Below are 25,174 nucleotides of genomic sequence, written 5' to 3'. Positions count from 1 at the left end.
GCGTTGGAATTCGCGACCGATCCGATCGACCCCCTCCACCTTGCCCACGCCGTGCAAGCGATGGCCGACGCCCAACCTTCAGCCTTCGGCCTCTGGCTGCTGGTCGATGCGGCCTTGCTCGATCCGGCGCGCCTCGCATCGGTGCTGCGCCGCAACGGGTGGTCGCACGTCAATGCGCTGGCCAACACACCGTTGGAGGCCTATGGCGCAAGGGGACCGCAGCTGCTGGAGCTGCCACTGGACGACGAGGTGCGTGCCGAGGGCTTGCGGCGCCTCGCCACGATCGACCCGGCGGCGCCCGCATTCAGCTGGATCGCATCCAGCCGCGTCGCTGCGGATTTGCAGGCCTGCTTCGGCTACCTGGCCCAGACGCGGCACGACGGCCTGAAGCTGCATTGCCGCATGGGCGATGTGCGCGTGCTTCCGACGCTGCTTGCCACGCTGGCCGAGCCACAGGCACGGCGCGTGGCGCAGGCCATCTCGCAATGGCAGTGGTTCGATCGCAGTGGTGCAGTGGTCGGCAACTGGCATGCGGCTGCCGGGCAGGACGGTGTGGCCGACACCCGCGACCATCTCGAGCTCGATGCATCGCAATTCGCGACGCTCCTGGATGCCTCGGAAGCCGACGGCATCTTTGCGCAGCTGCTTGAGACGGTGTCGCAGCTGGTGCCGCAGGCCGACCGGGCGGCGTTTCATCAGCGCCTCCAGCGCGCGCTCGAGGTCGCCACCCGCCTGCACGTAGCAGGTAACCCCGATCGGCTGCAGTTCGTGGTGCTGTCACTGACCTGTGGCGACAACTTCTACCAACACCCCGATCTGTCGGACACATGGAAGGCCGTCGCGCAAGGCACCAGCCTGTCGAGCCTGATGAAGGGCTGGAGCGACGAGTTGTGGAAGGCGTTGGAGGGCAAGGCTTCATGAAGCGCTTGGCTCTCTTGGCGCTTTGCGCGTTGGCGTTGCTGGGGGCTTGCAGCAGCAAGAAGCCGGCGGCTGAAAGCTACAGCGCCAACCTCAGTGCCTACAACCACACAGAGGACTACATCCATCAGTTCTATGTGGATGAGGCGGGTGGCGGGAATTCATACCCCTACGGTGGCGGCGGCAGCTTTGTGTGCTGCATCTCCTATCCGGCCCAGTGGCGTCCCGGGCTCAGCGCAACGGTGGAATGGACGACCTCGAGCGGGATTCCTGGCGACAAATGCCCCGAGGCCATCAAGCCCACATGGCACAAGAGGGTTGTCCCGATCGATCGATATGACGTCCCAGGCGGCACGCTCAACGTGCACTTCCTGGCCGAGAGCGATGTTCGATTGGTCATCTCCAACATGGGAGCCGGCGCCAAGGGCTACCCCGGCCCAGCCTATCCGGTGAAGCCATTGGATTGGAAATGGTGAGCCTGAGGCGAACAAGAGATTCGGCAAGAGGTCTGGGAGGAACAACCTATGAACGTATGGAAAGGCCACACGCCATGAAACGCACCACAACCTTGACGCTTTGCGCACTGGCGCTACTGACGCTGCCACTGGTGGCTTGCAGCAGCAAGAAGCCGGCAGCCGAGAGCTACAGCGCCAACATCAGCGCCTACAACCACACCGAGGACTACATCCACCAGTTCTATGTGGATGGGGCAGGCGGTGGCAACTCACGCCCCTACGGCGGCGGCGGCAGCTTTGTGTGCTGCATCTCCTATCCCGCCAAATGGCGTCCCGGCCTCACAGCAACAGTGAAATGGACGACCTCGAGCGGAATCCCAGGCGACAAACGACCCGAGGCCATCAAGCCCACGTGGCACGAAAAGGTGGTCCCCATCGACAAGTACGACATCCCGGGCAGCACGCTCAATGTGCATTTCCTTGCCGATGGCGATGTTCGATTGGTCATCTCCAGCAAAGGCTCCGGCGCCAAGGACTATCCCGGCCCCGCCTATCCGGTGAAGCCTCCCAACTGGAAATGGTGAGTCGGTGCGAACACGTATTCATTCCTTCTGAAAGATCCCGGGGGAGCAGCACATGGAAAAATTCAAAGAAGGCTGGTACGAAATCAGCTTTGACCCCAACACCCACGAGAAGCGCTATCTCTACTTCAAGACCGCCGTGCTTTGCACGGCCGAGTGCATCGTCAAGGAAACAGGGCTGCAGATACTGAGGTGGTCGGACGAAGCGGGCAGGGCCATCAAGTGTTTGCCACGCTACAAGTGGACAGCCAATGCGCCGAAAGGCGACTGGTGGGACAACGACCCGGGCGGCAAGAACTACCAGCCCGCACTGCCTGGCGACCATTCGCGCGCCGACCGGACCCTGACCGCACGCGAACTGTGCCAACGCGCCGCCAGCGCCGACCCGAGCAAGGCCGATTCGCTGAGTTGCGCCAAAGAGATTCACGTGGGCCTGTTTTTTGACGGCACCAACAACAACCTGGTCCGCGACACGCCCGACCAAAGCCACACGAACGTGGTCAGTCTCTTCAACGCGCACAAGGACGACAAGGTCGAGAATTTTCGCTACTACATCCCCGGCGTCGGTACACCGTTCCCCGAGATCGGTGAGATGAAGGAACTGGACAACGGCAAGCGTTTCGGCACCGGTGGCGAGGCGCGCATCCATTGGGCGTTGATTCAGGTCTACAACGCACTGCATCGGGCATATCACACGTCCGACCTTGTCCAGCCGGACGAAATGAAAGACCTCTGCGTCGATCAACTGAAGACCTGGTGGCGCTTGAGCGACAACAAGATGGTCAGCATCTTCAGGGGCATTCAAGAGCGCCTGCTGAAAGCCATCAAGGACCAGCGGCCGCGGGTGACCAAGATGCATCTGTCGGTCTTCGGCTTTTCGCGTGGTGCGGCCGAAGCGCGCGCCTTTTGCCAGTGGATCCAGCTGGTCGCCGAGAACATGACGATCGGCGAAGCGGCGCTGGAGCTTCATTTCCTGGGCATCTTCGACACCGTGGCGTCTGTCGGGCTGGCCGATTCGTCACCCGTCGGCGAAGGCTTTCAGGACTGGGCCGACGGCACCATGGACATCCACGGCGTCAACCAGACCGTTCACTACGTGGCGGCACACGAAATACGTCAGTCGTTTCCGCTGTCCACGGCGCGCATCAGGGCCACGAACTACCCGCCGAACACCAAGGAGTTCGTCTATCCGGGGGCTCACTCTGACCTGGGGGGAGGCTACCCGTCGAAGTCCCAAGGGAAGGGTGTCGAGGGACGAACCGCATTGCTCTCGCAGATTCCCTTGATGGACATGTATTTCGAGGCCTTGGCGGCGGGCGTTCGCGTGGACAGCAAGTCAGAAATGCAAGGCGAAATACAAGCCGATTTCGAGGTCGCTCCTACCCTCGACAAGTCCTTCAGCGATTACGCAGCCTGGACCACGACAGAGGAAAAGCAGAACGTCGCCAACGGCGGCGAGCCCGTGCAAAACCGCATGCGCTATCACATGGAGTTGTATTGGCGCTGGCGTGCGTCCAAGAGCGACGAGGCCACCTTCAAGGCCATGGCTAGCTACGAGGCCTCCAACAAACAGGACCGACAGGATCTGTGGGAGTCGGAACTCGACTGGCGTGAAGACGTCAAGGCCGCCCAGGCGGCCAACCAGCCCCGACGGGTGTTCGTTCCCAGAGCGGGCGTCTACGTTGACCAGCCGCCCCGCGCCAACGAGGTGGAAAAGCGCCTCGTGCGCGCCGTGGCAGCCGCCAAGGACGTTCCGCAAGCCGCCAACGACTTCTTCGACAAGTATGTCCACGACTCGCACGGCGGGTTCTGGATGCTCGGCCCCATCACGAAGGAGAACCGCGAGGACTTCGTGGCCGCCATCAAGCAGAAGAAGGCCACGCACGACCGGTTGCTGAAGGCGGCTGACGAAGAGTCGATGCCCTCTGCCGCGGAGAACCTGCGCAACTTCGCCCGCGGCTATGAACTCAACAATTTCGAAAACCGCGTGCTCGCACAGGATGCGAAAGAACCGGGGACACTGCCGCTGATGACGGATGCCGATGCGGCAGATCTGCGAGACAACGCGGGCACGATGGCATCGCTCGCCTTGAAGCTCCTGGGCACCGCCAGCCGGCGCGAACCGCGCGGCCACGGCCGCTACCGGCGCGTGTTCGACAAGAGTTGAAGAAGCCCGCTGCAGGTTCCGTCATCACCTCGCAGACCCTGCAACAGCCAGCCGCCTGTCCATCGCCGCCCGGTGACGCCGGCTCCAGATGAATCCGATCGCCCTCATCCTGATCCTCGGCACCCTGCCGTCGGTGGTGTGCACGCTCTTCCTGATCGGCCATCGCGCACGCCCCCGTCCGTCTTGGGCACCTCGCTTGAGAAAGGCCTGGCTGTACGTGCTCGTGCTGGCCGGCACCGCATTGCTTTATCTCGGCGCACGCCACCTGCTCATCAACGCACGCGATGCAGGCGCGCATCTCGAGACCTACATGGCCGCCGTGACGCTCGCACCCTGCATCGTTTCAGGACTCGTCGCCCTGTTCCTCAAGCCTTGACAGCCGCCCTCATTTACCCGATGCGCGCGATCGCCGTCCCGGCTGCCACATAGCCACCCGCTGCGGCAGCGAAGGTAATGCGCCCCGCGCGGTGCGCGACGACCTGCATCTCCATCTTCATCGCCTCCATCACCGCGATCACCGCACCTTCGGCGACCTCATCGCCGTCGGCGACTTTCCATCCTTGCAGCGTGCCCGACACCGGCGCAGCCACGGCGGCGACATCCGCTGCAGGCGCGTTCGCAACAACGCCAGGCGCAGCAGCACCACCACCCGCCGACGCCAACCCGCGCAGCAACTCCGCCGGCAACCCCAGCGACATGCGCCGCCCGTCGATCTCGATGGCCGTGCGGTGCAGCGACGCGTCCGGCAGCGGATCGGGCCGTATGCCTGCCGTCTCGTCGTTCGCAAAGTCGGTCTCGATCCAGCGGGTGTGGACCTTGAAGGTGTCTTCCGACACGAAGTCGGGGTGCGCCATCACCGCGCGGTGAAACGGCAGCACCGTGGCCAGGCCTTCGATGCGGAATTCCTTGAGCGCGCGGCGTGCGCGTGCGATCGCCTGGGCGCGCGTGGCGCCGGTGACGATGAGCTTGGCCATCAGCGAGTCGAAGGTGCCGGGCACCCGCGAGCCGGCGTCCACGCCGGTGTCCACGCGCACGCCCGGGCCCGAGGGAGCGTCGAACACATGGACGGGGCCGGGTGTCGGCAGGAAGCCGCGGCCCACGTCTTCGGCGTTGATGCGGAATTCGAAGGAGTGGCCGCGCGGTGCGGGCGTCTCTTTGATTGACAGCGGCAGGCCTTCGGCGATGCGCAGCTGCTCGATGACGAGGTCGATGCCGGTGGTCTCCTCGGTCACGGGGTGCTCGACCTGCAGGCGCGTGTTGACTTCGAGGAAAGAGATCGCGCCGCTTGCGCTCAGCATGAACTCGACGGTACCGGCGCCGGTGTAGCCGGCGGCCGCGCAGATGTCGCGCGCCGACTGGTGGATGCGCTCGCGCTGTGCATCGCTCAGGAAGGGGGCGGGCGCTTCCTCCACCAGCTTCTGGTTGCGCCGCTGCAGCGAGCAGTCGCGCGTGCCGAGCACGACGACGTTGCCGTGGGTGTCGGCGATGACCTGGGCCTCGACGTGGCGTGGGCGGTCAAGGAACTGCTCGACGTAGCACTCGCCGCGGCCGAAGGCGGTGATGGCTTCGCGCACGGCCGATTCGTAGAGGCCTTCGACCTCGTCGAGCCGCCATGCGACCTTGATGCCGCGCCCGCCGCCGCCGAACGCGGCCTTGATGGCGATCGGCAGGCCGTGCTGTTCGGCAAAAGCGAGCACCTCGCCCGCGTTGCTCACCGGGTCGGCCGTGCCCGCGACGAGCGGCGCGCCGACCTTCAAGGCGAGCTTGCGGGCCTGCACCTTGTCGCCCAGCGTGGCGATGGCCGAAGGCGAGGGGCCGATCCACGTGAGGCCGGCGTCGATCACGGCCTGCGCGAAGGCTGCGCTTTCCGAGAGGAAGCCGTAGCCGGGGTGCACGGCGTCGGCGCCGCTGCGCTTGGCGATGGCCAGCAGCTTGGGAATGTTGAGGTAGGTGTCGGCCGGGCGGTGGCCGTCCAGGCCGTAGGCCTCGTCGGCGCGGCGCACATGCAACGCATTGAGGTCGGGATCGGCGTAGACGGCGACCGACTGCACGCCGTGGTCGGCGCAGGCGCGCGCGATGCGCACGGCGATTTCGCCGCGGTTGGCGATCAGGACTTTTTTCATCGCGGGACTCTCGATCTCAAATCAAAGTTCGATGGGGCCGTGGCCGGCCATCGGTTGGAAGCGAACGCGGGCGTTCACGGGGATCTGCCCCGCACGGTCCAGGTGATGGGTGGCGACCGACGCGATCACGGGGTAGCCGCCGGTGAGCGGATGGTCGGCCAGGAACAGCACGGGCTGGCCGCTGGGCGGCACCTGGATCGAACCGCGCGCCGTGCCCTCGCTGGGCAACTCGGCGGTGTTGGCACGCACCAGCGGCTGCTCGCCGTTCAGGCGGATGCCGACGCGGTTGGACTGCGGCGTCACCACCCACGGCTGGCTGCACAGGCGCTCGACGGCGTCGGTGGTGAACCAGTCGGTGCGCGGGCCGAGCACGATGTCGAGCACGACTTCTTCGTGCACGGTGGGCAGGTCGGTCGGCGGTGCTTCGGTGGCACCGACGACGGCGCCGGTGGCGACGGCGCGCACCGGCAGCACGTCGCCCACCGCCACGGCGGGCGGGCCGATGCGGGCCAGCGTGTCGGTCGCGCAGCTGCCGAGCACGGGTGCCACGGCAAAGCCGCCGCGCACGGCCAGGTAGCTGCGGATGCCGGCGACGGGCTCGCCGACAGTGACGGTGTCGCCGTCGGCCAGCGCAACGGGCTGGTAACGCGGCAGCGGCCATTGCGCGCCGTCGGCGCGGGCCAGCGTGAGCGGGCCGCCGGCGCCGGTGACGGCCATCACGGCGTCGCCGCGGCAGACGAACTGGAAGCCGCCGTAGGCGAGCTCCAGGCAGGCCACGTCCGACGCATTGCCGACCAATCGATTCGCGGCCTGCAGCGAGCGCTGGTCCATCGCACCGGAGGCGGACACGCCCTGTCGCGCCTGGCCATGACGGCCACCGTCCTGCCACAGCGCTTGCAAGCCAGCGGCGCGAACCTCGAACGCGCTGCCGCCTTCGACGGCCGCAGGCGCGGGCGTTGCAACCACGGGCTCGGCCACCGGCAACGCCACCTTCAACGACGAGGCATCGACAAAGCGCACCGCATCGCCGGGCTGCAGCAGCGCCGGCGTCTCGCGCGACAGGTCCCACATGGGTGTGTCGGTCACGCCGATGATCTGCCAGCCGCCGGGGCTGGCCTGCGGGTACACGCCGCTGAAGCTGCCCGCGAGCCCGACGGCGCCGGCCGGGATGCGGGTGCGCGGCACCGCGCGGCGCGGCACGTTCAGGCTGGGGTGGCCGCCGCTCAGGTAGGCGAAGCCGGGCGCGAAGCCGGTGAAGGCGACGGTGTAGTCGCTGCCGGTGTGGCGGCGCACCAGTTCGTCGGACGTGATGCCGAGCAGGCCGGCCACTTCGGCGATGTCTTCGCCGTCGTAGCGCACGGGAATCTCGATGCGCTTGTCGATGCGCGTCTCGCGGGCGTCGAGCGTTCGCTGGCGCACAGCGTGTGCCAGCGCAGCCGCCGACAGCGCGGCGGGGCGGAAGGTGATGAGGATGGTGCGCGCGGCGGGCACCAGCTCGCCGATGCCGGCAAGGGGCTCGGCGCGCAGCGAAGCCAGTAGTGCGAGCGTCTGCGCCAGGTCGTCGAGCTCGACCAGCACGGCATTCAGGTTGACGCGAAGAAAGCGCATCGAGGTCGTCATGCGGGGGTGGCCTCGGCGAAGGGGCGGATCGTCACGCCGGCCTGCACGAGCCGTTCGCGCACGCGGCGCGCCATCTCGACCGCGCCGGGGCTGTCGCCGTGCACGCAGATCGAATCGGCCCGGATGCGCACCACGCTGCCGTCGATGGCGGTGACGGTGCCCTCGTTGGCCAGGCGCAGCATGCGCTCGGCCACGTCGTGGGCGTCGTGCAGCACGGCGCCGGGTTCGCGGCGCGACACCAGCGTGCCCTGCGGCGTGTAGGCGCGGTCGGCAAAGGCCTCGGCCACCACGCGCAGGCCCTGGGCCTCGGCCCAGCCCACGAGCGGCGAGCCTGCGAGCGCGACGAGCACGAGGCTGGCGTCGATCTCGCGCAGGGCGGCGATCACATCGCGCGCCTGGCGCTGGTCGTGCGCGATGGTGTTGTACAGCGCGCCGTGCGGCTTCACGTAGCGCACCTCGGTGCCGGCCGCGGCGGCCAGGCCCTTCAGGGCGCCGATCTGGTAGATGACGTCGGCGCGCAGGTCGGCGCTGTCGACGTCCATGTTGCGGCGGCCGAAGCCGACGAGGTCGCGGTAGGCCACGTGGGCGCCGACGGCCACGCCGCGTTCCTTGGCCTGGCGCAGCGTGCGCAGGATGCCCGCCGGGTCGCCGGCGTGGAAGCCGCAGGCCACGTTGGCGCTGCTGACGATGTCGAGCATGGCGGCGTCGTCGCCCATGCGCCAGACGCCGAGGCTTTCGCCGAGGTCACTGTTCAAGTCGATGTTCATCGGGGGTCTCCAGCGTGCACGGCACGCCTCAGGAATCAATGCAGCCGGCCGGCGGTTTCGCGCACGTCGTGGCGCACGGTGAGCGCGGTGCGGATCGCCACGCGGAAGGCCTCCACCTGTGCGTCCAGCGCCATGCTCGCCACGCCGGGTTTCGAGGCCGCCTGCTCGGGCAGGTAGGGCACGTGGACGAAGCCGCCGCGCGTGTGCGCCAGCGCCGGGCGCGTCGCGAGCCGGTGCATGAGCGCGTAGAAGATGTGGTTGCACACGAAGGTGCCGGCGCTGTTGGACACGGCCGCGGGCAGGCCCGCCGCGCGCATGTCGCGCACCATGGCCTTGATCGGCAGCGTCGAGAAGTAGGCCGCCGGGCCGTCCTTGACCACGGGCAGGTCGATGGGCTGCTGACCGGCGTTGTCGGGAATGCGCGCGTCGTCGATGTTCAGCGCGGCGCGCTCCATCGAGATCTCGGTGCGCCCGCCCGCCGCGCCGATGCACAGCACCAGCTGCAATGGCGGGCCGATCAATGCAGCGTCGAGCGTGTCGATGGCGCGGCCGAACACGCAGGGCAGCTGCACCGCCTGCACCACGGCGCCTTCGCAGCTCCAGCCGTCGAGCGCGCGGGCGATCTCCCACGCGGGGTTGACCGGGTCGTTCTCGAAGGGCTCGAAGCCCGCGAGCAGCACGCGGCGTGCCTTGGCATCGGTGGCGATCGTCATGCGCGGTGCCTCAGCGGAACATCAGGAAGTACAGCAGGAAGATGTTGACCACCAGCAGCGCGGCCGCGGTCGGTATCTGCACCTTGATCACCGCGTTCTTGTCGGGCAGCTCCAGCAGCGCCGCGGGCACGATGTTGAAGTTGGCCGCCATCGGCGTCATGAGCGTGCCGCAGTAGCCCGAGAACATGCCGATGGCCGCCATCACGGCCGGGTCGCCGTGGTACACGCCCACCAGCACCGGCACGCCGACACCGCCCGTCATCACCGGGAAGGCCGCGAAGCCGTTGCCCATGATGATGGTGAACAGGGCCATGCCCAGCACGTACACCGCGACGGCGACGAAACGGATGTCCATGTTGATGTAGCTGGTGGTGATGTGCGCCACCGCCTTGCCCACGCCGGCGTCGGAGAACACCAGGCCCAGCATCCCCAGCATCTGCGGCAGCACCACGGCCCAGCCGAGCGCGTCGGTCAGGCGGCGCGACTCGCGCATGCCCTGCACGGGCGTCTCGCGCGTCAGCCAGCAGGCCAGCGCCAGCGCCACCACGCAGCCGATGCCCAGGCTCACCAGCGTGGTGTTCTTGGGGTCGAGCAGCAGCGTGCCGCCGAGCTTGATGTGGCTCATGCCCACGGTGCCGATCACGGTGACCAGCGGAATCGCCAGCGCCGGAATGAACAGCTTGTTGCCCAGGCGCGTGGCGCTGGCCTGGTACTGCTCGGGCGTGGGTTCGCGGTGCTTGCCCGCGCCGACGCCGCGCAGGCCGGCAATGACGGCCATGCCGATCGCGCCGACGCCGACCAGTGCCGGTGGCAGCTTGTCGCCGATCAGGAAGACCAGCGCATAGATGCCCCAGAAGAGCGCGCTGGTGTAGCGCTTGGGGTGCTGGCGGTCGGCCAGCGTCATCACGGCCGTGACGGCGAGGATGAAGCCGACCAGGAGGTACAGGTGCTGGATCGAGAGAATCATGATGCTCAGCGTCCTTCCTTGGCGGGCACGGCGGTGGCGGGCACGTCGGCCTCTGCAGCGCCGCCCAGTTCACGGGCCAGTGCCTGGTCGAGCCGGCGCAGGCGCCAGGCGTGGATGATGAAAGCGGCAATGGCCGTCGGAATGCCCCACATCGCGATGTGCAGCGGCTCGACGTCGATGCCCGCTTCGTGCAGGAAGGTGGTCATGAGCACGATGGCGCCGAAGGCCACGAAGATGTCTTCGCCGAAGAACAGGCCCACGTTGTCGGTGGCCGCGGCGTAGGCGCGCAGCTTGTGGCGGATGCGGTCGGGCAGCTTGCCGTAGCGCGTCTCGGTGGCGCCTTCGGCCATCGGCGCGAGCAGCGGACGCACCATCTGCGGATGGCCGCCCAGGCTGGTCAGGCCCATGGCCGCCGTGAGTTCACGCGCGGCGAGGTAGACGATCAGCAGGCGGCCGGCGGTGGCCGACTTGATGCGGCTGATCCAGTTCTGCGCGTGCTGGCGCAGGCCGTGGCGCTCCAGCAGGCCGATCACCGCCAGCGGCAGAAGAATGATCAGCGGCAGGTTGCGCGTCTTGATGAAGCCGGTGCCGATGGCCGTGAGGATCGCCATCGGGCCGAAGCCGGCGGCGAACGCCGTCACGATGGCCGTGACGATCACCACCAGCATCGGATTGAAGCGCAGGATGAACCCCGCAATGATCACGGCCACGCCGATCAGCGGCCACAGGGGGACTTCAGGTGTCATGGTTGGTCTTTCGTTGCAATGCAAAACACCGGCGCAGGGGCACCGGTGCGGTCGATTGATGCAAACCTCATGCCAATGAATGAGCAATTCATTTCTTATGAATCACTCATTTCAAACAAGTTGTTGAACAATTTCATGTAGTGTGCCCAACAACAGTGCCTGAATACCCCCATGGAAACCCTGAAACGGGCGCGTTTCGGTGCACGGGCGCGGCGTGGCACAGGGGCTGTCTGTTACAACGCAGGCTCGCTGCGCCCCTCTCTTTTCCCCTCCGACCGACCGGCATGACCCGACTGGATTCCCCTGCTTCCCCCACCTCGCCGGCCGCCGGCGCGCTCACGCTCAACGACCGCGTGGCCGAGCTGATCCGCCAGAAGATCGTGAAGGGCGAGTTCTCGCCGGGGCAGCGGCTGTCGGAGGCCGCGCTGGCCGACAGCCTGGAGATTTCGCGCAACACCCTGCGCGAGGTGTTCCGCACGCTGACCAAGGAAGGCCTGCTCAAGCACGCGCCGAACCGCGGCGTGTTCGTGGCAGTGCCGAGCATCGCGTCGATCATCGACATCTACCGCGTGCGCCGGCTCATCGAATGCCAGGCGCTGGCGCAGGCCTACCCGCGCCACCCCGCCAAGAAGCACATGCGCGAGGCGGTCGAGATGGCGCTGAAGTGCCGCGACGCCGGCGACTGGCTCGGCGTGGGCACGGCCAACATGGAGTTCCACAAGGGCATCGTCGAGCTGGCCGACAGCGAGCGGCTCAACGTGCTGTTCGCCCACATCCTGGTCGAGCTGCGGCTGGCCTTCGGGCTGCTGAAAGACCCGGAGTTCCTGCACGCGCCCTACGTGGACATGAACACGAAGCTGCTCGAGCTCATCGAGGCCGGCAAGTTCGCCGAGGGCTCGGCGGCGCTGAACGACTACCTGATCCACTCCGAGCGCATCGTGCTGGCCGTCTACGCGCGGCAGATGACGGACGTGGAATAGGCCGCTCGCGGCTTCGCATCGGTGCACCTGCGCGGGGCAAGGTGCTGAAATAATGACCACCCCGCCACACCCACCGCCGGATGCGCCATGACCCTGTCCGCCTACCTGCTGTTCCTGCCCGCCTGCTTCGCCATCAACATGGCGTTCGGCCCCAACAACCTGCTGTCGGTCACCAACGGCGCCAAGCACGGCGTGTCTCCCGCAGTGATCGCGGCGAGCGGCCGGCTCGTGGCCTTCGCGGTCATGATCGCCATCGCGGGCCTGGGCATGGGCGCGGTGCTGGTGGCGTCGGAGCTGGCCTTCGACGTCATCAAGTACATCGGCGCCGCGTACCTGGTGTGGATCGGCATCCGGCTGCTGCGCGCGCCGGTACCGACTGCGCAGATGCAGGCGCACGAGGTTGCGCCGCCGTCGATGCGCGCGCTGGTGCGCCAGGAGTTCACGGTGGCGGCCGGCAACCCGAAAGCCATCCTGGTGTTCACCGCCTTCTTCCCGCAGTTCGTGGTGCCCGGCGCGTACGCCTCCAGCTACGTGCTGCTGGGCGTGACCTTCCTGGTGTTCGAGCTGGTCGCGATCGCGCTCTATGCACTGCTCGGCGCGCGCATGCGCCGGCTGGCCAACGGCAGCCGCGCGATGCGCTGGTTCAACCGCGTGAGCGGCAGCATGATGGTCGGCTTCGGGCTGATCCTCGCGTTCACGCGCCGGCCGGCGGGCTGAGCCGCGACCGCGCGGCGGTCAGCACTCGACGATGTTCACGGCGAGGCCGCCGCGCGAGGTTTCCTTGTACTTGGTCTTCATGTCCGCGCCGGTCTGCATCATGGTCTGGATGACCTTGTCCAGCGACACGAAGTGCGAGCCGTCGCCGCGCAGGGCCATGCGCGCCGCATTGATGGCCTTCACCGCGCCCATCGCGTTGCGCTCGATGCACGGGATCTGAACCAGCCCGCTGACCGGGTCGCAGGTCATGCCCAGGTTGTGCTCCATGCCGATCTCGGCGGCGTTCTCGACCTGGCCGGGCGTGCCGCCCATCACCGCGGCGAGCGCGCCCGCCGCCATCGAGCAGGCCACGCCGACCTCGCCCTGGCAGCCGACCTCGGCGCCCGAGAGCGAGCCGTTCTTCTTGTAGAGGATGCCGATGGCCGCCGCGGTGAGCAAAAACTCGACCACCGCCTCGTCGCCCGCGCCGGGAAAGAAGCGCTGGTGGTAATGCAGCACCGCCGGGATCACGCCCGCCGCGCCGTTGGTGGGCGCGGTGACCACGCGCCCGCCGGCCGCGTTCTCTTCGTTGACGGCCATGGCGTACAGGTTGACCCAGTCCATCGCCGCGAGCGGGTCGGGCGCGGCCTGCGCCGTGCCATTGCCCTGCAGCTGCCCAAACAGGTCGGCCGCGCGCCGCCGCACCTGCATGCGCCCGGGCAAGGTGCCGGTGCTTGCGCAGCCGCGGCGCACGGCGCCGGCCATCGCGTCCCACACCTGCAGCAATTCCGATCGCACCTCGGCCTGCGGTCGCCATTGCGTTTCGTTGGCCATCATCAGCGCGGCGATCGACAGGCCCTGCGCCCGGCATTGCGCGAGCAGTTCCACGCCGGTGTCGAAGGCGAAGGGCAAGGCGGCCGGCGCGGGGCGCTGCACGCCGGCTTCGTTGCGCACGCTCTCGCCTTGCGCGTCGACGACGAAGCCGCCGCCCACTGAAAAGTAGTCGGCCTCGGCCAGGGTCTGCCCCTGTGCATCCAGCGCGATGAAGCGCAGGCCGTTCGGGTGCCCGGGCAGGCTCTTGCGCAGGAAGAGCAGATGCGCCTTCTCGTCGAACGCCACGGCGTGCGTGCCGAGCAGGTGCAGCCGCCGCTCGCGCCGGATGGCCGCGATGGCGGGCTCGATGGTGTCGGGATCGATCCGATCCGGCCGGTAGCCTGCGAGCCCGAGCAGCACGGCGCGGTCGGTGCCGTGGCCGCGGCCGGTGGCGCTCAGCGAGCCGTACAGCTGCGTCACCAGCGCGGCCACCTGCGGCAGCAGGCCTTGAGATTGCAGCAGGCAGGCGAACTGCCGCGCCGCGATCATCGGCCCGACCGTGTGCGAGCTCGAGGGGCCGATGCCGATCTTGAACAGATCGAAGGCGCTGACCGGCGTCGAAGGCGCCTTCGCCGGGCCCGTCACCGCGCCTTCACCGCCAGGTTCCACAGCGCCACGAGCTGTTCGTACTCCGCCGAGGCCGCTTCCTGGTCGAGCGGGAAGACCTTGATGGCGCTCAGGTCGGGCAGCGAGGTGAGCTTGGACACCGCGATGTCGCTGCGCACCGGACGGCGGAAGTTCTTCACCAGCAGCTCCTGCTGCGTCTCCTTGCTCAGCAGGCCGTTGTAGAGCGCAACGGCGGCGTCCATGTTCTTCGCACCCTTCAAGATGAACATGCCTTCGGGCGCCAGGTAGCTGCCCTCGGTCGGGTACACCAGCTTGATCTCCTTCTGGCCGCCCGCCACGTACTCCTGCGCCGCGTACTCGATGGTCAGGCCCACCGGGTACTCGCCGGCGGCCACGCCCTTGTAGGTGCTGCCCGACGACGCGGTGACGACCGCGTTGGCCGCCAGCTTGCCCAGGCCGTCGCGGCCGAACTGCTTGAGCAGGCCGTACACCAGCATGTAGGCGGTGGCGCTCTTGCTCGGGTCGGTGATGGCGAACTTGCCCTTCCACTCGGGGCGCATCAGGTCCGACCAGGTCTTGGGCGCGGGCATGCCCTTGAGCTGGCGCTCGTTGACCATCATCACCATCACGTGCACGTTGGTGCCGACCCACAGGTCGTTCGGGCCGCGAAAGGCCGCGGGCACGGCCGCGAGGTCGGGCGACTTGTAGGGCGCCATCTGGTCCTTGTAGGCGCCCAGCGTGCCGAAGCCGCCGCTCCACAGCACGTCGCCGCGCGGGTTCTTGGCTTCGGCCTGGATGCGCTTCATCAGCGTGCCGGTGCCGCCCGTGACCTGCTGCACCGTGAGCCCGGGCGTCTTCTTCTTGACCACGGCCAGCGCGGTCTCGACGGTCTCGGTGTTGTTGGACGAATAGAGCACCACCGTCTGCGCACCCGCGACGCCCGCCGTGAAGGCCAGGGTCGCGAACGCGCATTTCGCCAGGGACTTGAAGGACATGAAAACCTCGCAGGTTGAAGTGAATGGGTGGGTCATTTGCTGGAGAACAGGTTGATGCGGAACACCTTGATCGCCACCACGATGGGCAACAGGATCACGCTGACCAGCGCCGCGCCGTAGGCCGAGGCCAGGCCCAGGCGCCCGCCGTCGACCTGGCGGAAGATGGCGATCGGCATGGTCTCCAGGCCGCCCGTGTAGACCACGATGGAGGCCGACAGCTCCGAGATCGTGGTCACCCACATCAGGATGGCGGCCGAGATGATCGAGGCCTTCATGGCCGGCAGCAGCACCTTGAAGAAGGTCTTCAGCGGCGACACGCCCAGGCTGATCGAGGCCTCTTCGATGGAGTCCGAGATGTTGAACAGCGTCGACGACGCATTGCGCACCGCGAAGGGCAGGCGGCGCACCGTGTAGCACAGCACCATGATCCCCGAGGTGCCCGCCAGCACCAGCCAGCCGGTGTTGAAGGTCTGCACCAGCGCAATGCCCAGCACCGTGCCCGAGATGGTCAGCGGCAGCACCACGATGTAGTCCAGCAGCTGCGTGAAGGGGTTGCGCTTCTTGATCGTCAGGTAGCTCACGAGCACGGCAAAAGCCACGCCCACCACCGTCGCCATCGACGCGAACTTCAGCGAGTTGATGATCGGCTCGGGCGCACCGCGCAGCGCACGCTCCAGGCTGGACAGCGACCACTGGCCCCAGCGCATCACGGGCCCGCTGGTCTCGGTGAAAGCGCCCACGAAGACGATGAGCAGCGGCAGCATCGACAGCACGATGATCACGCCCACGCTGAGCGTGTAGAACACCGCCGCGCCCGAGCGCACGCGCACCACGGCGGGCGCGCGGCCCTGCGTCATCGTGTAGATCTTGCGTTCGACCACGCGCTTCTGGAAGAACAGCACGATGGCCACGATGCCGATGGACACCACCGACATCGCGCTTTGCAGCGTGGGGCTGCCGCCCATCTCGCCGACGAAGGCGTTGTACGTCATGACCGACAGCAGCGGCACGCTGCTGCCCAGCACCACCGACAGCGCGAAGTTGCCCACCACCAGCGTGAACACCACCAGCGCATTGACCAGCACCGCAGGCAGGATCACCGGCACCAGCACGCGCAGCTTGGTCACCAGCGGCGAGGTGCCCAGGCTCAGGCCGGCCTCTTCGAGCTGGCCGTCGAAGCCGCGCAGCGCGGCCAGCACGCCCAGGTAGATGTAGGTGTAGTAGACCAGCGTCATGGAGAACACCATGCCGGTCCAGCCGTAGAAGGTCGGCAGCGTGATGCCCGCGCCCGCGAGCAGGTTGGTCACCAGTCCGTTGTTGCCCAGCAGCAGCAGCCACGACTGGCCGACGATGATCTCGGGGATCACGATGGTCATGATCGGCAGCACCGCCACCAGGTTCTTCAGCGGGAAGTCGTAGCGCGCCACCATGTACGCGAAGGGCACGCCCACGGCCACGGTGCAGGCCGTGACCGACACGCCGAGCACCAGCGTGTTGCGGAACGCGAGCAGGTATTCGCTGTCCTGCAGCAAGGTGATGAAGCCGGACAGCGAGAACGCGCCCGACTCGTCGCGCACGCTGTTCACGAACAGCGTGCCCAGCGGGTAGAACACGAAGAACAGCAGCAGCACGAGGCTGAGCAGGGTCAGGAAACCCCAGGGCCACCAGTTGATTTTCATGGCGTGCGTGTCCGTTCAGGCGGCGACGACGCGGCTGTCGGCCGGCACCAGCACCTGCACCGCATCGCCGGCCTGGAAGTCGGCCACCATGTTGCCGGCGTGCAGCTCGACGCGGATCTCCGACTGGTCGTGCAGCCGGATGCGGTAGGCGGTCTTGAAGCCCAGGTACTGGCGGCGCAGCACCTCGCCCGCGATGGCGTTGGGCACGTGGGGCGCGGGCGCCATCAGCGACAGCGCCTCGGGCCGCGCGATGAGGATGCCCTGCGCGCCCAGCGCGGCGCCGCCCTGCATGCCGTCGAGCTGCTGGCCGCACAGCTGGTAGCGCACGTGCGACGCGGCCCCGCCGGCGGACTCGGCCGGCACCGGGATCACGTTGGCCGAGCCGATGAAGTCCGCCACGTAGGCGTTCACCGGCGTGCCGTACAGCTCTTCGGGCGTGCCCAGCTGCGCGATGCTGCCGCGGTCCATGATGGCGATGCGGTCGGACATGGCCAGCGCCTCTTCCTGGTCGTGCGTGACGAACACGGTGGTGATGCCGGCTTCGCGCACGAGGTCCAGGATCACGTCGCGCATCTGCAGGCGCATCTTGGCGTCGAGGTTGGACAGCGGCTCGTCCATCAGCAGCACGCGCGGGCGGATCACCAGCGCGCGCGCCAGCGCCACGCGCTGGCGCTGGCCGCCGCTCATCTGCGCGGGGTAGCGGTCGGCCAGTGCGAGCAGGCTCACCTTGTCCAGCGCCTCGTTGACGCGCCGGGCGATCTCGGCCTTGGGCACCTTGCGCGCGCGCAGGCCGTAGGCCACGTTGTCGAAGGCCGTCTTGTCGGGGAACAGCGCGTAGTCCTGGAACACCATGCCGATGTCGCGGTGGTGGGTGGACACGCGCGTCACGTCGTCCTTGTCGAACAGGATGCGCCCGCCGTCGGGCTCGTTGAAGCCCGCGATGCAGCGCAGCAGGGTCGTCTTGCCGCAGCCGCTGGGGCCCAGCAGGGTGTAGAAGGCGCCATCGGGCACATGCAGCGACAGGTTCTGCAGCACCGTCTGGTTGGCGAACTGCTTCACGACGTTGTCGATGGTGATGGAAGCCATGTCTCTTGTTCAGGGTGGAAGGAAGCGCGATGCTAGGTGCGCCCCCTGCGTGCCACCAGCCGTATTTTTTAAGGCGGCCGGTTAGTTTTTCTGCAGGCTTCCCGGTCTACGATGCGCGCCGGCCTCCAACCCCGGGCGGCACGCAACCGAACACGAAAAGAACATGAGGAAGACAAGCCCGCTCGCCAAGGTACGCATGTGGTGACCCGACGCCTCCCCCCTTTGAAGGCGCTGCGCGCCTTCGAAGCGGCGGCGCGCCATGCCAACTTCACCGCGGCCGCCGACGAACTCAGCATCACGCACAGCGCCGTCAGCCAGCAGATCCGCCTGCTGGAGGACTACCTGGGCCAGCCGCTGTTCGCGCGCGAGGCCCGCGGCGCGACGCTGCTGCCGCATGCGCGCGACTACTTCGCCGAGGTGCAGGCCAGCCTGGACCGCATCGCCAGCGCCACGGCCGCGCTGAAGTCGCCCCACCAGCGCGCCAGCCTGCGCGTGTGCACCACGCCTTCGCTGGCGATGAAGTGGCTCATCCCGCGGCTGGCCGGCTTCCAGGCCCTGGCGCCGCAGACCGACGTGCAGCTGTCGACCCTGGGCCGGCAGTTCTTCGACCAGGCCGAGGCCGGCAGCGACGTGCTGATCCGCCGCATTCCCATGCAGCGCCCCGACCACACCTGCGTGCGCTGCCTGGACGACCACCTCGTGGCCGTGGCGTCGCCGCGCTTCATCGAACGCCACCGCATCGCCAGCATGGCCGACTGCCTGGGCCACCCGCTGCTGCAGGCCGCCGGCGAGCTGGAGAACTGGCCGCGCTGGTTCGAGCTGGCCGGCGTGCGCGTGCCGCCCCAGCTGCCGGGCCCCGTGTTCGACCATCAGTTTCTTTGCATGCAGGCCGCCATGAACGACCTGGGGCTCGCGCTGGCGCCCTGGTGCCTGCTCGAGGAAGACATCCGCGCCGACCGGCTGCGCCTGGTGTTTCCCGAGCCGCGCCTGCCGGCCTCGGGCGTCTACGCGCTGTACCGCACCGAAGGGCCGGTGGCCGCGCTGGCACGGCAGTTCGTCGACTGGCTCGGCACGCAGCACTGGAACGCGGGAAGCCCCACCCCATGACCACCACGCTCACTCTTCCTTCCCTGCGGCTGTCGGACTTCAAGCTGATCGCCTTCGACATGGACTCGACGCTGATCGACATCGAGACGGTCGACGAGATCGCCGACATCGCGGGCTGCGGCCCCGAGGTCGCGGCGATCACCGAGGCCACGATGCGCGGCGAGATCACCGACTACAAGGACAGCCTGCGCCGGCGCGTGGCCCTGCTGCGCGGCGTGCCGCTGTCGGCGCTGCAGGCCGTGTACGACCAGCGCCTGCACCTGAACCCCGGCGCCGAGACGCTGATCGCCGCGTGCAAGCAGGCCGGCCTGCGCGTGGTGCTGCTGAGCGGCGGCTTCACCTTCTTCACCGACCGGCTGCGCGATCGATTGAAGCTGGACGACACGCGCTCCAACGTGCTGGAGATCGAAGACGGCCGGCTCACCGGGCGCATGCTGCCCCAGCCCTGGGGCGACATCTGCGACGGCGAGGCCAAGAAGGACAAGCTGCTCGAATGCTGCCGCGCGATGGGCATATCGCCGGCCCGGGCCATCGCCGTGGGCGACGGCGCGAACGACCTGCCGATGATGCGCGTGGCCGGGCTGTCGGTGGCCTACCACGCCAAGCCCCTGGTGCGCGAGGCCGCCATGCTGGCGATCGACGAGGGCAGGCTCGACCGGCTGCTCGATCTGCTCAGGCCTTGAGGTACTCGGCCTTGGTGCCGAGCCAGCGGTCGATGTGGCGCTGCGCCAGCTCGGGGTGCTTCTGCAGCATCACCGGCGCGAGCTCGCGCGCCCAGTCGAGCAGCAGCGTGTCGGTCGCGAGGTCGGCAAAACGCAGCAGCGGCGCGCCCGACTGGCGCGCGCCCAGGAACTCGCCGGGCCCGCGAATCTCGAGGTCGCGCCGCGCGATCTCGAAGCCGTCGCCGGTCTCGGCCATGGCCTTGAGCCGCGCACGCGCCGCCTCGCCCACGCGGCCGCTGTCGCCCGGCGCATAGAGCAGCACGCAGGCCGAGGCCGCCGCGCCGCGCCCCACGCGCCCGCGCAGCTGGTGCAGCTGCGAGAGGCCGAAGCGCTCGGCATGCTCGATCACCATCAGCGAGGCGTTGGGCACGTCCACGCCCACCTCGATCACCGTGGTGCTCACCAGCACCTGGATTTCGTTGGCGGTGAAGGCGGCCATCACCGCCTGCTTCTCGGCCGTGGGCATGCGTGAATGCAGCAGGCCGACCTGGATGTGCTCGCCCAACGTGCCGGCGAGTTCGTCGCGCGTCTCGGTGGCGTTGCGCAGGTCGACCGCCTCGCTCTCCTCGATCAGCGGGCAGACCCAGTAGACCTGCCGGCCCTGCGAAATCTGCGCCTGGATGCGGTCGATGACTTCGTCGCGCCGGTGGTCGGCCACCAGCTTGGTGACGATGGGCGTGCGACCCGGCGGCAGCTCGTCGAGCGTGGAGACGTCGAGGTCGGCGTAGTAGCTCATCGCGAGCGTGCGCGGGATGGGCGTGGCGCTCATCATCAGCAGGTGCGGTTCGAGGTCGCCGCCAGCCTTGCCGCGCAATGCAAGACGCTGCGCGACGCCGAAGCGGTGCTGCTCGTCGATGATGGCCAGAGCGAGCTTCTTGAAGCGCACCTTCTCCGAGATGACCGCATGCGTGCCGATGACCAGCGCCGCCTCGCCGCTTTCGACGGCAGCCGACATCTCGTCGCGCTCCTTCTTCTTCTGGCTGCCCGTGAGCCAGGCCACGCGCAGGCCGCGCTCGGCCAGCAGCGGATCGAGCCAGCCGACCAGCTTGCCGAAGTGCTGGGCCGCGAGGATTTCGGTGGGCGCCATCAGCGCGCACTGGAAACCCGCGTCGATGCAGCGCGCCGCGGCCAGCGCCGCGACCACGGTCTTGCCCGAGCCCACGTCGCCCTGCAGCAGGCGATGCATCGGGATCTGGCGGTGCAGGTCGGCCGTGATCTCCTCGCCCACGCGCTGCTGCGCGCCGGTGAGGCCGAAGGGCAGCACGGCGAGCAACTGCGCATGCAGTGAGCTCGCCGCCGCGTCGGTGGCCGCAGGCAGCACCGGCGCACGCTGCGCCGCGCGCTCCAGCCGCGCCTGCAGCTGCGAGAGCTGCTGCGCCAGCAGTTCCTCGGCCTTGATGCGCTGCCACGCCGGGTGGCTGTGGTCTTCGAGCGCGGCGATCGACACGTCGGGCGTCGGGTAGTGCAGGAAGCTCAGCGCGCTGCGCAGGTCCCACGCGCCGCGCAGGCCGATCTGCACCGGAATCGTCTCGTCGAGCAGCGCGCGCGCCAGGCCCGAGCGCACCTCGCGCCGCAGCACCGGCTGTGCGAGCCCGGCCACGGTCGAGTACACGGGCGTGAGCGCATTGGGCAGCGCGGTGCCCGCCGCCTTGACGGTCGGGTGCATGATCTGCCGCCCCACGAAACCGCCGCGCATCTCGCCGCGCACGCGCACCTTGGCGCCCACCGCCAGTTGCTTCTGCTGCGACGGATAGAAGTTGAAGAAGCGCAGCTGGCAGGTGTCGGAGCCGTCGTCGATGGTGGCGATGAGCTGGCGGCGCGGGCGATACACCACCTCGCATTCGGTGACCACGCCCTCGACCTGCGCCATGTCGCCGTCGCGCGTGTCGGCCAGGCGCACGATGCGGGTCTCGTCCTCGTAGCGCATCGGCAGGTAGAGCGCGAAGTCGATGTCGCGCACGAGGCCGAGCTTGCGCAGCGCGCGCTGCACGAGGCTCAGGCCGGTGCCGGGCGGTGACGCCGGCGCGGCGGGGGGAGTCGGATCTTTCTTGGCGGGCACGGACAAGGCTTCTAGCGTGGACGGCAAAGGTCCGTCAAGGCGCTGCGGGCATCGGGGAACATGAACTGGAAGCCGGTGCGCAGCAGCTGCGCCGGCACCACGCGCTGGCCTTCGAGCAGCAGGTCGGCCTGCTCGCCGAGCAGCAGTTTCACGGGCGCGGCGGGCGTGGGCATCCAGCAGGGGCGGTGCAGCACGCCGGCGGCGACGCGGGTGAAGGCCTCCTGACTCAGCGCACCCGGTGCGGTGACGTTGAAGGCCTGCGCGTCGACAGGGTCGGTGGCAGGCTCGGTCACGGTCCACACATGCGCGATGGCGCGGATCAGGTCGTGCACATGCACCCACGACAGCCACTGCCGCCCGCTGCCCAGGCGCCCGCCCATGCCCAGTTGCACCGGCATCAGCAGCTGCGGCAGCGACCCCTGGTGGCCCAGCACGAAACCGAAGCGCAGGCAGGCCACGCGAACGCCGTGCGCCACGGCCGCGTGCGCGGCGCGCTCCCAGCGCTGGCACAGCGTCGACATGAAGATGTCCTGCGGCGGCGCGTCTTCGGCGAGTTCGGTGGCGTCGCCCTGCGGCTGCACGCCGTAGTAGCCGATGGCCGAGCCCGAGAGCAGCAGCCACGGCTTGCGCGGGCGCGTGGCGATCCAGGCGACGAGCTGCTGCGTCAGGCCTTCGCGGCTTTGCAGCAGCTGCCGCTGGCGCCGCGCGCTCCAGCGCTGGCCGAGGATGCGCGCGCCCGCGAGGTTGACGACCACGTCGATGGCGTCCGCGGCGGGAATCTGGTCGAGCGCTTGCACGCAGCGCACCGCGCCGCCGAAGCCCCAGGCGGCGCCGCGCGCGTCGCGCGTCCACACCGTCACCGCATGGCCGTCGGCCAGCAGGTGGCGCACGAGGATCTGGCCGATGAAGCCGGTGCCGCCCGTCACCAGCACCTGCTGCGGTGTCGTGCCGAAGCGCACCGGGGCTTCGACGGCGCGCACCTGCGCCTGCTTCTGCTGCTTGAACAGGGCGCGCGCCGCAAAGCCGTCGCGCAGCCCCGAGATACCGACACCCACGCCGCACAACGCCAGGAAGGCGCTGAGCCAGCCGTGCGGCTGCCACACCATCGCCGTCGGTTGGCCTGCCCAGCCGACCGCGCTCATCGCCAGCAACGCGATGAACGCGCCGGCGTTGATGGCCAGCACCGTGTGCGTCACGCGCTCGGTGGGCGGCAGCAGCCGGCTGCCGTCTTCGACCACGAAGTCCCACAGCGTGAGCACGATCTCGACGCCGAACACCACGAGCAGCAGCCACGCCCACGCGCCATGCCAGGCCCATGCCGACAGGCCGAGGAACAGCGCGCAGTAGATCGACGAGCGCGTGGCGTGGATCGCCAGCTCGCGCCCTGCCGTGCCGCGGCGCGGCAGCGCCTCGGTGCCTTCGTGGTGGTAGAGCGTGTCGAAGGCGCCCAGCGCGCCTTGCGCCGCCATGAGCTGCAGGGCCAGCAGGTGCGTGTCGATCATGCGGACACCGCCTGCGGCTCCGGCACTTCCTCGAACACGCCGACCTGCGTGAAGGTGGTGCCCATGAGGCAGTGGCGGATCTCGATGCGGATGTTGAAGCGCTCGGGCGTCTCGTTGTGGTGCCAGAGAAAAGTCTTGCCCGGCGTGAACAGGCCCGGCAGTGGAATGCGCCAGCCGAACACCTCCCAGAAATAGCCGTCGCTCTGGAAATGCAGGCTGCCGCTGGGCTCCACGCTCAGCACCAGCTTCATGCCCAGCCCCATGCCCACGTACTCCAGCACCTCGCCGCGCTCGCTCTCGCGCATGAAGCTGGTGAACTGGATCGGTGGGCGCCCGTGCAGGCGGTAGATGCGCTGCTTGTAGATGGCCGGGTCGTCGGGCCGGGCGTAGACCTGGATCTCGACCGGGAAGTGGCTGTCGCTGTAGGGGATCAGCGCGCCCTGGATCATCGGCTGCGTGAGGTGCCCCAGCAGCTTGCCGAAGCGCGAGCAGCGCAGCTCGCTGAGCGCGCCCAGGTAGTGCAGCGCCTTGCCCGGCAGGGGGTTCTTGTCGAAGCGCCGGCGGATGTCGGGGTGCAGGCCCATCCAGGCGCCGCCCAGGATCTTCTTGAAGAGCTCGCCTTCGGAAGGAGGGGCTGGGGACGGCGTGACGCGCGCAACGGAAGAATCGACCATGCGTCGATTCTGCCTCGGCAACCCCCAGCGGCGCCCGTGATTCCGGGCCATGGGACAATCGCCGCTCTCCGCCTTTTTCTCTTTCCCATGCCTCCTTGGCACGGGCCCGTCCGGCCCTCAAGCACCATGCGCGCCTTCACGCTTTCCGATTTCGATTTCGATCTTCCGCCCGAGCTGGTGGCACAACACCCGGCCACCGAACGCACCGCCTCCCGTCTGCTCGACGGCACAGGCAACGCCCCGGCCGACCGCATCTTCAAGGACCTGCCCTCGCTGCTGCGCGCGGGCGACCTCCTGGTCTTCAACGACACGCGCGTGGTCAAGGCGCGCCTGTTCGGCGAGAAGCCGACCGGCGGCAAGCTCGAACTGCTGGTCGAGCGCGTGCTGCAGGGCCACGAGGTCGTGGCGCACATGAAGGTCAGCAAGAAGCCGCCCGTGGGCACCACGCTCGAGATGGTCGGCGGCTTCCGCGCCACGCTGCTGGGCCGCTGGCCCGAGGAAGACGGCGCGCTGTTCCGCTTCGGCTTCGAGAGCGACGCGGGCGAAGACCCGTACGCGCTGATGCAGCGCTGCGGCCACGTGCCGCTGCCGCCCTACATCACGCACACCGACTCGGCCGACGACGAGAGCCGCTACCAGACCGTGTTCGCGCGCGTGCCCGGCGCGGTGGCCGCGCCCACGGCCGCATTGCACTTCGACGAAGGCCTGCTGGCCGAGCTCGAAGCGCGCGGCGTGCAGCGCGCCAACGTCACGCTGCACGTGGGCGCCGGCACCTTCCAGCCGGTGAAGACCGAGAACATCGCCGAGCACACGATGCACGCCGAGCGCTACGAAGTGCCCGAGGCCACGCAGCGCGCCATTGCCGAATGCAAGGCACGCGGCGGGCGCGTGGTCGCGGTGGGCACGACCACCGTGCGCACGCTCGAGTCGTGGGCAAAAAGCGGCGAGGCCACGGGCGACACGCGCATCTTCATCACGCCGGGCTTCGCCTTCGAACACGTCGACGTGCTGGTGACCAACTTCCATTTGCCCAAGAGCACGCTGATGATGCTGGTCTCGGCCTTCGCGGGCTACGAGCGCGTGATGGCGCTGTATGCCCACGCCATCGCCAACGGCTACCGCTTCTTCAGCTACGGCGATGCCATGCTGCTCGCACGCACCCAGGACTGAACGACAT

The 25,174-nt window shown here is 68.4% G+C and carries 23 protein-coding genes; 10 read left to right on the top strand and 13 right to left on the bottom strand.

The annotated features are described in order from the left end of the window. Positions 1–3: 3 nt before the first annotated feature. The 5 genes from AC07Q9_RS19070 (at position 4) to AC07Q9_RS19050 (ending at position 4,497) form a co-directional block, all read left to right on the top strand. On the top strand, positions 4–921 hold the full coding sequence (locus tag AC07Q9_RS19070; RefSeq protein WP_495311295.1) for a DUF4123 domain-containing protein: 918 nt from the start codon (positions 4–6) through the stop codon (positions 919–921). Beyond that, positions 918–1,394, top strand: coding sequence for a DUF3304 domain-containing protein (locus AC07Q9_RS19065; protein WP_495311293.1), 477 nt, complete (start codon positions 918–920; stop codon positions 1,392–1,394). Before AC07Q9_RS19070 ends, AC07Q9_RS19065 begins: the two co-directional genes overlap by 4 nt. Before the next feature lie 74 nt (positions 1,395–1,468). After that, positions 1,469–1,957, top strand: a complete 489-nt coding sequence (locus AC07Q9_RS19060; protein ID WP_489063017.1) for a DUF3304 domain-containing protein — start codon at positions 1,469–1,471, stop codon at positions 1,955–1,957. A gap of 52 nt (positions 1,958–2,009) precedes the next feature. Next, positions 2,010–4,121 (top strand): T6SS phospholipase effector Tle1-like catalytic domain-containing protein, encoded by a 2,112-nt coding sequence (locus AC07Q9_RS19055; protein ID WP_495311290.1) that lies wholly within the window; start codon positions 2,010–2,012, stop codon positions 4,119–4,121. A gap of 88 nt (positions 4,122–4,209) precedes the next feature. After that, on the top strand, positions 4,210–4,497 hold the full coding sequence (locus AC07Q9_RS19050; RefSeq protein ID WP_495311288.1) for a hypothetical protein: 288 nt from the start codon (positions 4,210–4,212) through the stop codon (positions 4,495–4,497). A 13-nt stretch (positions 4,498–4,510) separates the two neighbouring features. Here AC07Q9_RS19050 and AC07Q9_RS19045 read toward each other — a convergent pair whose 3' ends face one another. From AC07Q9_RS19045 to AC07Q9_RS19020, 6 genes are read right to left on the bottom strand one after another with little or no spacing between them, the layout of a single operon-like run. Beyond that, a complete protein-coding gene (locus tag AC07Q9_RS19045) occupies positions 4,511–6,244 on the bottom strand; it encodes an acetyl/propionyl/methylcrotonyl-CoA carboxylase subunit alpha (RefSeq protein ID WP_495311286.1) in 1,734 nt (577 codons plus the stop codon). A gap of 21 nt (positions 6,245–6,265) precedes the next feature. After that, positions 6,266–7,852, bottom strand: coding sequence for a 5-oxoprolinase subunit B/C family protein (locus AC07Q9_RS19040; protein WP_495311425.1), 1,587 nt, complete (start codon positions 7,850–7,852; stop codon positions 6,266–6,268). An 8-nt stretch (positions 7,853–7,860) separates the two neighbouring features. After that, the gene (locus AC07Q9_RS19035) at positions 7,861–8,631 is read right to left on the bottom strand and encodes a LamB/YcsF family protein (RefSeq protein ID WP_495311284.1); all 771 of its coding nucleotides are present in this window, start codon (positions 8,629–8,631) and stop codon (positions 7,861–7,863) included. Positions 8,632–8,666: 35 nt separating this feature from the next. Next, on the bottom strand, positions 8,667–9,344 hold the full coding sequence (pcp, locus tag AC07Q9_RS19030) for a pyroglutamyl-peptidase I (protein WP_495311282.1): 678 nt from the start codon (positions 9,342–9,344) through the stop codon (positions 8,667–8,669). A 10-nt stretch (positions 9,345–9,354) separates the two neighbouring features. After that, positions 9,355–10,311 carry a DUF979 domain-containing protein gene (locus tag AC07Q9_RS19025; protein ID WP_492683832.1) on the bottom strand — a complete coding sequence of 319 codons (957 nt, stop codon included), beginning with the start codon at positions 10,309–10,311 and terminating at the stop codon, positions 9,355–9,357. 5 nt (positions 10,312–10,316) lie between these two features. Beyond that, complete coding sequence (locus AC07Q9_RS19020) at positions 10,317–11,057, bottom strand: DUF969 domain-containing protein (RefSeq protein ID WP_062477421.1); 741 nt, start codon at positions 11,055–11,057, stop codon at positions 10,317–10,319. A 284-nt stretch (positions 11,058–11,341) separates the two neighbouring features. On the opposite strand from AC07Q9_RS19020, the gene AC07Q9_RS19015 reads away from it, so the two are divergent. Next, entirely contained in the window at positions 11,342–12,037 is a 696-nt protein-coding gene (locus AC07Q9_RS19015; RefSeq protein ID WP_260685246.1) for a GntR family transcriptional regulator, read from the top strand. Between the two features lie 87 nt (positions 12,038–12,124). Further along, complete coding sequence (locus AC07Q9_RS19010; protein ID WP_495311280.1) at positions 12,125–12,754, top strand: LysE family translocator; 630 nt, start codon at positions 12,125–12,127, stop codon at positions 12,752–12,754. 18 nt (positions 12,755–12,772) lie between these two features. On the opposite strand, the gene AC07Q9_RS19005 is transcribed toward AC07Q9_RS19010, so the two are convergent. The 4 genes from AC07Q9_RS19005 to AC07Q9_RS18990 are packed head-to-tail and all read right to left on the bottom strand — an operon-like array spanning position 12,773 to position 17,933. Beyond that, the gene (locus tag AC07Q9_RS19005; protein WP_495311279.1) at positions 12,773–14,215 is read right to left on the bottom strand and encodes an L-serine ammonia-lyase; all 1,443 of its coding nucleotides are present in this window, start codon (positions 14,213–14,215) and stop codon (positions 12,773–12,775) included. Further along, positions 14,188–15,168, bottom strand: a complete 981-nt coding sequence (locus AC07Q9_RS19000) for an ABC transporter substrate-binding protein (RefSeq protein ID WP_495311277.1) — start codon at positions 15,166–15,168, stop codon at positions 14,188–14,190. Before AC07Q9_RS19000 ends, AC07Q9_RS19005 begins: the two co-directional genes overlap by 28 nt. Positions 15,169–15,200: 32 nt before the next feature. After that, positions 15,201–16,847: an ABC transporter permease gene (locus AC07Q9_RS18995; protein WP_062477436.1), complete on the bottom strand. Its 1,647-nt coding sequence runs from the start codon at positions 16,845–16,847 to the stop codon at positions 15,201–15,203. 15 nt (positions 16,848–16,862) lie between these two features. Further along, the gene (locus tag AC07Q9_RS18990) at positions 16,863–17,933 is read right to left on the bottom strand and encodes an ABC transporter ATP-binding protein (protein WP_493195097.1); all 1,071 of its coding nucleotides are present in this window, start codon (positions 17,931–17,933) and stop codon (positions 16,863–16,865) included. A gap of 198 nt (positions 17,934–18,131) precedes the next feature. Here AC07Q9_RS18990 and AC07Q9_RS18985 point away from each other — a divergent pair, with 198 nt between their 5' ends. Both AC07Q9_RS18985 and serB read left to right on the top strand, forming a co-directional pair. Continuing rightward, positions 18,132–19,040, top strand: coding sequence for a LysR substrate-binding domain-containing protein (locus tag AC07Q9_RS18985; protein ID WP_354348088.1), 909 nt, complete (start codon positions 18,132–18,134; stop codon positions 19,038–19,040). Then, positions 19,037–19,723, top strand: coding sequence for a phosphoserine phosphatase SerB (gene serB, locus AC07Q9_RS18980; RefSeq protein WP_495311273.1), 687 nt, complete (start codon positions 19,037–19,039; stop codon positions 19,721–19,723). The genes AC07Q9_RS18985 and serB overlap by 4 nt, the downstream gene beginning before the upstream one ends. Here the strand turns inward: serB and recG are convergent. Genes recG through AC07Q9_RS18965 form a run of 3 tightly spaced genes read right to left on the bottom strand, consistent with a single transcriptional unit; the run spans position 19,713 to position 23,997 of the window. Beyond that, complete coding sequence (gene recG / locus AC07Q9_RS18975) at positions 19,713–21,821, bottom strand: ATP-dependent DNA helicase RecG (protein ID WP_495311268.1); 2,109 nt, start codon at positions 21,819–21,821, stop codon at positions 19,713–19,715. The two genes, serB and recG, sit on opposite strands and share 11 nt — an antisense overlap. Positions 21,822–21,832: 11 nt before the next feature. Further along, positions 21,833–23,323 (bottom strand): TIGR01777 family oxidoreductase, encoded by a 1,491-nt coding sequence (locus AC07Q9_RS18970; protein WP_495311266.1) that lies wholly within the window; start codon positions 23,321–23,323, stop codon positions 21,833–21,835. Further along, positions 23,320–23,997, bottom strand: a complete 678-nt coding sequence (locus AC07Q9_RS18965) for a DUF4166 domain-containing protein (protein WP_492698328.1) — start codon at positions 23,995–23,997, stop codon at positions 23,320–23,322. Before AC07Q9_RS18965 ends, AC07Q9_RS18970 begins: the two co-directional genes overlap by 4 nt. A 126-nt stretch (positions 23,998–24,123) precedes the next feature. On the opposite strand from AC07Q9_RS18965, the gene queA reads away from it, so the two are divergent. Beyond that, positions 24,124–25,167 carry a tRNA preQ1(34) S-adenosylmethionine ribosyltransferase-isomerase QueA gene (gene queA / locus AC07Q9_RS18960; RefSeq protein ID WP_495311263.1) on the top strand — a complete coding sequence of 348 codons (1,044 nt, stop codon included), beginning with the start codon at positions 24,124–24,126 and terminating at the stop codon, positions 25,165–25,167. Positions 25,168–25,174: the final 7 nt, after the last annotated feature.

The sequence above is a fragment of the Variovorax sp. GW821-FHT09A10 genome, assembly GCF_059418385.1.
Note: the sequence above shows the minus strand (reverse complement) of the source record. Positions and strands in the feature narration are given on the sequence as shown.

What these genes read in the sequence shown, in the direction of transcription:
- AC07Q9_RS19055 (WP_495311290.1), top strand. Translation starts at nt 2,010, where the DNA reads ATGGAAAAATTCAAAGAAGGCTGGTACGAAATCAGCTTTGACCCCAAC.
- AC07Q9_RS19025 (WP_492683832.1), bottom strand. Translation starts at nt 10,311, where the DNA reads ATGATTCTCTCGATCCAGCACCTGTACCTCCTGGTCGGCTTCATCCTC.
- AC07Q9_RS18965 (WP_492698328.1), bottom strand. Translation starts at nt 23,997, where the DNA reads ATGGTCGATTCTTCCGTTGCGCGCGTCACGCCGTCCCCAGCCCCTCCT.
- AC07Q9_RS18970 (WP_495311266.1), bottom strand. Translation starts at nt 23,323, where the DNA reads ATGATCGACACGCACCTGCTGGCCCTGCAGCTCATGGCGGCGCAAGGC.
- queA (WP_495311263.1), top strand. Translation starts at nt 24,124, where the DNA reads ATGCGCGCCTTCACGCTTTCCGATTTCGATTTCGATCTTCCGCCCGAG.
- AC07Q9_RS19015 (WP_260685246.1), top strand. Translation starts at nt 11,342, where the DNA reads ATGACCCGACTGGATTCCCCTGCTTCCCCCACCTCGCCGGCCGCCGGC.
- AC07Q9_RS18995 (WP_062477436.1), bottom strand. Translation starts at nt 16,847, where the DNA reads ATGAAAATCAACTGGTGGCCCTGGGGTTTCCTGACCCTGCTCAGCCTC.
- AC07Q9_RS19010 (WP_495311280.1), top strand. Translation starts at nt 12,125, where the DNA reads ATGACCCTGTCCGCCTACCTGCTGTTCCTGCCCGCCTGCTTCGCCATC.
- AC07Q9_RS18990 (WP_493195097.1), bottom strand. Translation starts at nt 17,933, where the DNA reads ATGGCTTCCATCACCATCGACAACGTCGTGAAGCAGTTCGCCAACCAG.
- AC07Q9_RS19020 (WP_062477421.1), bottom strand. Translation starts at nt 11,057, where the DNA reads ATGACACCTGAAGTCCCCCTGTGGCCGCTGATCGGCGTGGCCGTGATC.
- AC07Q9_RS19040 (WP_495311425.1), bottom strand. Translation starts at nt 7,852, where the DNA reads ATGCGCTTTCTTCGCGTCAACCTGAATGCCGTGCTGGTCGAGCTCGAC.
- AC07Q9_RS19045 (WP_495311286.1), bottom strand. Translation starts at nt 6,244, where the DNA reads ATGAAAAAAGTCCTGATCGCCAACCGCGGCGAAATCGCCGTGCGCATC.
- serB (WP_495311273.1), top strand. Translation starts at nt 19,037, where the DNA reads ATGACCACCACGCTCACTCTTCCTTCCCTGCGGCTGTCGGACTTCAAG.
- AC07Q9_RS19035 (WP_495311284.1), bottom strand. Translation starts at nt 8,631, where the DNA reads ATGAACATCGACTTGAACAGTGACCTCGGCGAAAGCCTCGGCGTCTGG.
- AC07Q9_RS19065 (WP_495311293.1), top strand. Translation starts at nt 918, where the DNA reads ATGAAGCGCTTGGCTCTCTTGGCGCTTTGCGCGTTGGCGTTGCTGGGG.
- AC07Q9_RS19060 (WP_489063017.1), top strand. Translation starts at nt 1,469, where the DNA reads ATGAAACGCACCACAACCTTGACGCTTTGCGCACTGGCGCTACTGACG.
- pcp (WP_495311282.1), bottom strand. Translation starts at nt 9,344, where the DNA reads ATGACGATCGCCACCGATGCCAAGGCACGCCGCGTGCTGCTCGCGGGC.
- AC07Q9_RS19000 (WP_495311277.1), bottom strand. Translation starts at nt 15,168, where the DNA reads ATGTCCTTCAAGTCCCTGGCGAAATGCGCGTTCGCGACCCTGGCCTTC.
- AC07Q9_RS19050 (WP_495311288.1), top strand. Translation starts at nt 4,210, where the DNA reads ATGAATCCGATCGCCCTCATCCTGATCCTCGGCACCCTGCCGTCGGTG.